This window comes from Achromobacter sp. UBA5777 (assembly GCF_002418565.1).
Taxonomy (GTDB): domain Bacteria; phylum Pseudomonadota; class Gammaproteobacteria; order Burkholderiales; family Burkholderiaceae_B; genus Achromobacter; species Achromobacter animicus.
Genome location: NZ_DIEJ01000260.1, coordinates 1 through 7956, shown reverse-complemented (window position 1 = coordinate 7956; position 7956 = coordinate 1). Strand labels below are relative to the sequence as shown.

The window sequence follows — 7956 nt, the reverse complement described above, 5'->3', positions numbered from 1 at the left end:
TCGGCCGCGCGGCGCAGCCGGCCAAACAGGTCCAGCTCCCACGTCGCATCAAAGCCCGCGCGATAGCTTTCGGCCAGATTGCGCTGGCCGGCGACGCCGGGGTTCGCCTGCGACAGGCTGCGCGCGTACCCGCCGCCCAGTGTCACGGCGGGCAGCTTGTCCAGCTCCCTTTCGTCCAGCACCGCGCGCGATTCGGCAAGGCGCGCCTGGGCGATGCGGATATCCAGGTTGCGGGCGAGCGCCAAGTCGACCAGGCGATCGAGCTGCGGGTCCTGCAATTGCTTCCACCAGTCGCGCTGGACCTGGTCGGTGGAGAAGAGCGCCTGCTCGGGGCTGGCCAGGACGACGGCCGCCGGGTTCGGCTGTTGGTAATCCGGCCCGACGGCGCAGCCGGCCACGGCCAGGGCCGCCAGCAGCACGACGGCACTGCGGCGCAACCGGGGATAGATGTGCAGCTTACTCATGTTCGATTCCTCAATGCGAGGCCGCGGCGCGCGCGTCCTCGGCGTCAGCCTGCGCCAGTTCACGGGCACGCGGCGTGTCGTTGGCCGCCCGGTGATCGCGGGCAAACACGGTGTAGACGGTGGGCAGCACGAACAAGGTGAACAGCGTGCCCACCAGCAGGCCCACCACGATGACCAGACCCAGGCTGTAGCGGCTGTGCGCGCCGGCGCCGGTGGCGAACAGCAACGGGATCAGCCCCATGACCATGGCGGCGGTGGTCATCAGGATGGGACGCAGGCGGATGCGGGCGGCCTGCTCCATCGCGGCCCGCCGGTCCAGCCCGTGGCTGACCTGCATCTCGTTGGCAAACTCCACCATCAGAATGCCGTGTTTGCTGATCAGCCCGATCAGCGTCACCAGCCCGATCTGCGTGTAGATGTTGACGGTGGCCATGCCCAGCGCCAGCGGAATCAGCGCGCCGCAGATCGACATGGGCACGCTCACCAGGATGATGAAGGGATCGCGCAGGCTTTCGTACTGCGCGGCCAGCACCAGGTAGATGACGATGATGGCGAAGATGAAGGTGATCATCAGCGCCGAGCCTTCCTGCGTGAACTGGCGCGCGTCGGACTGCCAGTCGTAGCTGAAGCCCGCCGGCAGCGATTGCGCCTCGCGGGTCAGGAACCGCACCGCGTCGCCCATCGTGACGCCCGGCATGGGAATGGCCTGGAACGTGGCGGCGTTCAACTGATTGAACTGCGTGAGCTTGTTGGGCTCCACGCCCATCGACACCGTCACCAGGTTGGACAACGGCACCTGCGCGCCCGAGGCGCTCTTCACGTGATACTGCGCCAGCGCCTGCGGCGAGATGCGCTGCTCCCGCAGGCTTTGCGGAATGACGTCATACGAACGCCCGTCCATGCCGAAGCGGTTGACGTAGTTTTCGCCCACCAGCACCGCCAGCGTGTCGCCGATGGCCTTCATGGTGACGCCCAGGCTGTTGGCCTTGCTACGGTCCACCTTCAATTGCACAACCGGATTGTTGTAGTCCAGGTCGCTGTCCACCACCATGAAGAGGCCGCTTTCGCGCGCGGCCTTCTTCAGGCTTTCCATGGCGTCATAGACCACGGCATAGTCCGACGCGCTCATCAGCACCATCTGCACCGGCAGGCCGCCCGTGGAGCCGGGCAATGATGGCAGCTGGAACGCGAAGATGTTGCTGCCTTCCACGCCATTCGCCATCGCCTGCATGTCGGCCTGGATCTCGTCGGCCGAGCGCTTGCGGTCCTGCCAGTCAACAAAGTTCACGCCGCCGATGCTGTTGGACACGCCGTCGGACCCATTGATCAGCCAGCGCCCGTTCTGCTCGGGCAGCGTCTTCATGACGTCGTCCCACTTCTTGCCGAACTTCTCGACATAGTCGATGTTGGCCTGCTGCGGCGACTTGATGGCGGTGAGCACCGTGGACTGGTCCTCGACCGGCGCCAGTTCCTGCTGCGCGGCGTTGTACAGGAACGGCAGGCTGGCCAATACGGCCACGGCCAGCACGCCGGTGACCCAGCGATGATGCAGCGAAACGTCCAGCACGCGGCCATAGGCGTCGCCCAGGCGGCCGAAGAAGTGCTCCGCCTTGCGGGCCATCCAGCCGTCGGCCACCCGGCCGTTCAAGAGAAACGAACTCATCACCGGCGACAGCGTCAGCGCGATCACGCCCGACACCACCACCGCGCCCGCCAACGTGAAGGCGAACTCCTTGAAGAGCGAGCCGGTCAGCCCCCCCATCAGCCCGATCGGCGCGTAGACCGCCGCCAGCGTGATGGTCATGGCGATCACCGGCCCCGCGACCTCGCGCGCACCGATCAGCGCCGCCCGCACGGGCGACTTGCCCTCTTCAATATGGCGGTGCACGTTCTCGACCACGACGATGGCGTCGTCCACCACCAGGCCGATGGCCAGCACCATCGCCAGCAGCGTCAAGAGGTTCACGCTGAATCCGAACAAGGCCATGATGGCCGCGCCGCCCAGCATCGACAGCGGTATGGTCACCACCGGAATCAGCACCGCGCGCAGCGAGCCCAGGCACAGGAAGATCACCGCCACCACGATGACGATGGCTTCCAGCAGCGTCTGCGTCACGCCGTCGATGGACGCGCTGATGAAGCGGGCCAGCTCGAACGGCACCTGCACGCTGGTGCCGGGCGGCAGGTTCTGCTTGATGTCGGGCAGCAGCTCGTTCAGGCGCTTGACGATGACCAGCGGGTTGCCGACGGGCGTGGCGTTCAGGCCGAAGTACACAGCCGGTTCGCCATCCTTCAGACCGCTCGAATCCGAGGACGCTGCGCCCAGTTCCACGGTAGCCACATCCCCCAGCCGGACGATGGCGCCGCCTTCCTGCTTGATGACGAGATCGCGGAATTCGGCCACGTTGACGAGGTCGGTGTTGACCTGGATGTTCGACACCACGTAGAGGCCCTTGGCCTGTCCAGGCGCCGCCTGCACGTTGTTCTGGCGCAGCGCGTCGGCCAGCTCGCCGGCGGAAATCCCGCGCGCCGCCATGCGGTCCGGATCCAGCCAGACGCGCATGGCCAGCTTCTGTCCGCCGTACAGCTCGACGCTTGCGACACCGTCGATGGACGAGAGCTGCGGCTGCACCACCCGCGACAGGTAATCGGTCAGCGCGGCCAGCGACAGGTTGGTGCTGGAAAAGCCCACGTAGGCGACGGCCGTCGCCTCGCCCGCGGATTTGACCAGCACCGGATCGTAGACGTCCTGCGGCAGGCGGTACTTGACCTCGTTGACCTTGGCCATCACCTCGGTCATGGCCTTGTTGGAATCAGCGTTCAGCTTCATCCGCACCGTGATCACGCTGCGGCCCTGCGTGGACGACGACGATAGGTAATCGATGCCTTCCACCGTGGCGACGGACTGCGCGATCGGCTGCGTCACGAAGCCCTGCATCAGGTCGGGCGAGGCGCCCGGGTACTGCGTGGTGATGGTGATGGTGGTGCTTTCGGTCAGCGGGTATTGCCGGACGGGCAGCCCGCTCAGCGCCTTGATGCCCAGCAGCAGGATAAGCGTGCTGACCACCAGCGCCAGCACGGGGCGGCGCACGAAAAGATCGGTGAACTTCATGGGAGCCTCCGTGCCTTACCGGGCTTGCGCCACGGTCTGCCCCGGCGCGGTCAGCGCTACGGTGTCGTTCGGCAGGATCTCGACGGCGGCGCCGTTGTGCAGGCGCAGCTGGCCCGACGTGACGACCTGATCGCCGGCCTTGAGCCCCTCTGTCACCACCACGCGGCCCCGCAGGCGTTCGCCGGTCTTCACATAGGCTTGGCGGACAGTGGGCGCCCCGGCAGCCGCGCCGGCATCGGGGGTCGCCACGACATAGACCGAATCGCCATAGGCGCTGTAGCTCACGGCCGTCTCCGGCACGGTAATGACGTTAGGGCGGTCAGGCAGGCTGACCCTGCCCTGCGCATACATGCCGGCGGACAGCGCGCCGTCGGGATTGGCCAGCAATGCCTGCACGCGTACGGTGCGCGTGGCGGGGTCGACCTGCGGTTCCACGGTCGTGACCTTGCCCTGGAAGGCACGGCCGGCGTGGGCGTCCACCGTCACTGCCACCGGCTGGCCCACGCGCAGCGCGCCCAGCGCCTGTTCGGGCAGCGTGAGGTTGGCGTACACGGAGGACGCATCCGTCAGCGACACCAGCGGATCGCCGGCGCGGGCAAACTGGCCCAGATTCACGCGACGCACACCCAGCACCCCATCGAATGGCGCCTTGATGCGTTTCTGGTCGATCAGCGCCTGCACGCGCCGCACGTCGGCGGCGGCCTGCTCATGATCGGCCTGCGCCTGATCGAGTTGTTCGCGCGTCGCGGCCTGCAGCGGCACCAGCCGGCGCGTGCGATCCAGCACGGCCCGCGCGTTGCGCGCCTGCGCCTGCAGCCGCGCCAGTTCGCCCTGCTCGGGCGCGTCGTTCAACTGCACGAGCAACTGCCCGGCCTTCACGGCCTCGCCCGGCGTGAACAGGATCTGCGCGACGCGACCGTCCACCTCAGCGGGCACCAGCACCTGGCGCGTGGCTTCCAGCGAGCCGATACCTGCCAGGACGACCGGGAAGTCCGCCTGCACCGCGGCGGCCACCGCGACCTTGGCGGGCGGCATCGACCAACCGCCGCCCTGCGTTGCCGATTTGGATTTCCAGTACATCGCCCCGCCGGCCAACACCGCCGCCACGGCCAGGGCAACAACCGCCCATGCTCCTGCCTTCGCCTTCATTTTTCGCTCACTTTTTATTTAAGCAAGAATTTGCTTGGATAATCCACGAATCGCGGTGATTCGTCAAAGCAGCGAAAGCAATGAAGGGGATAGCGTCGGCCTATGGGCGAAAAAAAGGCCACGCGATGCGCGTGGCCTAAGGGGAAAGCGGAGCGGGCGGATCAGCGCAATCGGCTCACCCGCGCACCATGTGCAGGTAATGACGATGCCGCTCGTATTGATCCAGGATGTCGCCGATCACCGCGTCGCGGCTCCAGCCCATGATGTCGTAGTCCTGGCCGCCTTCGCGCAGATGGACTTCGGCGCGGAAATACTTGCGCTCGTCTTCGTCGGCCGCCTCGTCTGGCGTCAGGCTGGGCCGCACGAAGGCCTGGGGTTGGACGGCGTAGGAGAAGTCCAGATGTTCGCCGTGCGAGACTTCCAGAATTGCGCCGCCGTCGTTTTCGTCTTCGCGCACCTCTACGGCATAGCCCTGCTTGCGCAATTCATCGGCCACGTCTTCCAGGGCCGGCCGCACCACGTCCGAGATGAAGCGCAGCACGTGGGCGCGGCGCGGCATCATGACCATGTTGCGCAGGCGCCGTTCCCAGGACTGGCCGCCGCGCGCCGGCCGGGAAAGCGTCAGCGATTGATAGCGGATGCCCCGCTTGGTCGCGTCCAGCTTGAGCGCCTTGAACAGCCCCCATAGCGACAGCAGCAGAATGATCGAGAACGGCAGCGCGCTGGCGATGGTGGCGGTCTGCAGCGCGGTCAGGCCGTCGGCCAGCAGCAGCGCAATGGCCACCGCCCCCATCGACAGCGACCAGAAGATCCGCTGCCACACCGGCGTGCGGTCCGCGCCGCCCGAGGCCAGCAGGTCCACGACCAGCGCTCCGGAGTCGGCGGACGTGACGAAGAACACGGCCACCATTGCAATCGCAAAGACCGATATCACGCTGCTCCAGGGCAATAACTCAAGAAATGCGAAGAGCGCCAGGGAACTGTCCTTGTCCACGGCCTGCGCCAGGCCCTGATCGCCGCCGACCAGGATGTAGTAAATGGCCGTGTCGCCAAACACCGTCATCCAGAACAGCGTGAAGCCGGCCGGCACCAGCAGCACGCCGCAGACGAACTCACGGATGGTGCGGCCGCGCGAGATGCGGGCGATGAACAGGCCCACGAATGGCGACCACGCGATCCACCAGCCCCAATAGAACAGCGTCCAGCCGCCCAGCCAGTCGGTCGGCTCGTAGGCGTACAGGTTGAAGGTCTTGTTGACGATGTCGGACAGGTAAGCGCCGGTGTTCTGCACAAACGTCTGGAAAAGGAACACCGTGGGGCCGGCAATCAGCACGAACAGCAGCAGGATCACCGCCAGCACCATGTTGGCTTCAGACAGGATGCGGATGCCCTTGTCCAGCCCGCTGGCTACCGACATGGTCGCCAGGCTGCAGGTGATGACGATCAGGATGATCTGCGGCACCACGCCGACCGGAATGCCGAACAGATGATTCAGCCCGCTGTTCATCTGCGCCACGCCCAGGCCCAGCGACGTCGCCACGCCCAGCACGGTGCCGATAATGGCGAAGATGTCGACCGCGTGGCCGATCGGGCCGTGGATGCGGTTGCCGATCAGGGGATACAGCGCGGACCGCAGGGTCAGCGGCAGCCCGTGACGGAAGCTGAAGAACGCAAGCGTCAGCGCCACCGCCGCGTAGATCGCCCAGGCGTGCAGGCCCCAATGGAAGAAGGTGATCTTCATGGACTCGCGCGCCGCCTCGACCGTGCCGCCCTCGCCCACCGGTGGCGACACGAAGTGCATGACGGGCTCGGCCACGCCGAAGAACATCAGCCCGATGCCCATGCCGGCGGAGAACAGCATGGCAAACCAGGTGAAATTGCGGTAATCAGGCTCGCTGTGGTCCGGGCCCAGCTTGATGTCGCCATACCGGCTGATCGCCAGAAACGCGACCGAGAGCAGAATGATCGCGACGACCAGGATGTAGAACCAGCTGGCGTTGCTGATGATCCACGCCTGCATCGTGCCGAAGAGGTCCTGCGCCACCTTGGGCGCAATGATGGCGAAAGCGACGAGCAGGACGGTGAAGAGGGCCGCGGAAAAGAAAACGGGCCGATGGATGGTCGTGCCGGATCGGGATTCCGAAGTCATGGATGCACTCCTTGTGCCCGAGGGTCGCGGAACATGGCGCTGGCCCCCTCAGCACGACCGGTGCACCGCCGGTATTACTATCACGGGCGCACCCAGGCTGACAATCACCTGAGACACGAATCGGAAGTTTTCAGATCGGCGCCGCGGTCTTATTCGGGCTTTGCGTCGCCGAAGACCACGCGGCGAAAGAACCCGGCCAGCACGGCCTCGGTCATCTCGGGCGTGACGGCCTGCGGATCGAACGCGTAGCTGAACTGCATGCCGTCGGACAGGGCCAAGAGCCCCAGCGCAAGCTGCTCGGCCGGCAGCGGCAGCGGCGTGCCGACGAGGGCCGAGAACTGACGGATGTATTCGGTGGTGGCGGCGCGCAGTTCGCGCAGACAGGCGATGAACCCCACGCGGAAGTCCGGATCGCGCGCGGCCTGCAGCTTGCCTTCCATCCACAGCAGGAAACAATCGTTTTCGCGATAGTGCGTGCTGTAGTAATTGAGCACGCGCGCTTCCATCTGTTGCCGGGTCTCGCCGGCTTCGAAGATGGCGCGCATGTCGGCCATGACGTTTTCATGGTCGCGCTTGAGCAGTTGCAGGAAAAGTTCGGACTTGCTGCCGAAGTTGCTGTAGAACGCCCCGCGCGTGTAGCCCGCCTGCTCGGCGATGTCTTCAACACTGGCCGCCACGAAACCCTTGGACAGAAAAATCGACTGGGCAGCGTCGAGCAGGCGCTGACGCGTCTGGTCACGGCTCTGCTCTCGGGTTAGGCGGACTTTTGACATGGGCGGAGTTTAGCACCGGCGTCGGTTTCAGATTCAACATTGAATCCGGATACAGGACTGTATTAGAATCCACTCCGTATCGAGTCCGACTCGCCCTTTTCCTGCCCTTTTCCGCGCCGCGAGGTGTTTCGTGAATTGTCTTGGCCCGGCCGCGCGTTCCACCGCGCGCCACGCCGCTGCGGATGCAGCGCCGCGTCTTCCCGTTTCCCTGCCCCACCGCCGGACACGCCTGATGGCGTTGTCTGCCGTGTTCGCGCTGGCTGCCGCCGTGGCCGGCTGCGGCCGCGAGGAGGCGCCCGCCCCAGCGCC

At 65.9% G+C, this 7956-nt stretch carries 5 protein-coding genes; all 5 read right to left on the bottom strand.

Going from position 1 to position 7956, the window contains the following annotated elements; translation table 11 throughout:
• Positions 1 to 464: TolC family protein (locus B3446_RS22490; RefSeq protein ID WP_291385137.1), on the bottom strand; the 464-nt coding region annotated here is incomplete at its 3' end.
• A 10-nt stretch (positions 465 to 474) separates the two neighbouring features.
• Positions 475 to 3576 carry a MexW/MexI family multidrug efflux RND transporter permease subunit gene (locus tag B3446_RS22485; protein ID WP_291385135.1) on the bottom strand — a complete coding sequence of 1034 codons (3102 nt, stop codon included), beginning with the start codon at positions 3574 to 3576 and terminating at the stop codon, positions 475 to 477.
• Positions 3577 to 3591: 15 nt separating this feature from the next.
• Positions 3592 to 4725: an efflux RND transporter periplasmic adaptor subunit gene (locus B3446_RS22480; protein WP_291385133.1), complete on the bottom strand. Its 1134-nt coding sequence runs from the start codon at positions 4723 to 4725 to the stop codon at positions 3592 to 3594.
• Between the two features lie 175 nt (positions 4726 to 4900).
• The gene (locus B3446_RS22475) at positions 4901 to 6874 is read right to left on the bottom strand and encodes a BCCT family transporter (RefSeq protein ID WP_291385131.1); all 1974 of its coding nucleotides are present in this window, start codon (positions 6872 to 6874) and stop codon (positions 4901 to 4903) included.
• Positions 6875 to 7023: 149 nt separating this feature from the next.
• Positions 7024 to 7647 (bottom strand): TetR/AcrR family transcriptional regulator, encoded by a 624-nt coding sequence (locus tag B3446_RS22470; protein ID WP_191576812.1) that lies wholly within the window; start codon positions 7645 to 7647, stop codon positions 7024 to 7026.
• Positions 7648 to 7956: the final 309 nt, after the last annotated feature.

What these genes read in the sequence shown, in the direction of transcription:
- B3446_RS22480 (WP_291385133.1), bottom strand. Translation starts at nt 4,725, where the DNA reads ATGAAGGCGAAGGCAGGAGCATGGGCGGTTGTTGCCCTGGCCGTGGCG.
- B3446_RS22475 (WP_291385131.1), bottom strand. Translation starts at nt 6,874, where the DNA reads ATGACTTCGGAATCCCGATCCGGCACGACCATCCATCGGCCCGTTTTC.
- B3446_RS22485 (WP_291385135.1), bottom strand. Translation starts at nt 3,576, where the DNA reads ATGAAGTTCACCGATCTTTTCGTGCGCCGCCCCGTGCTGGCGCTGGTG.
- B3446_RS22470 (WP_191576812.1), bottom strand. Translation starts at nt 7,647, where the DNA reads ATGTCAAAAGTCCGCCTAACCCGAGAGCAGAGCCGTGACCAGACGCGT.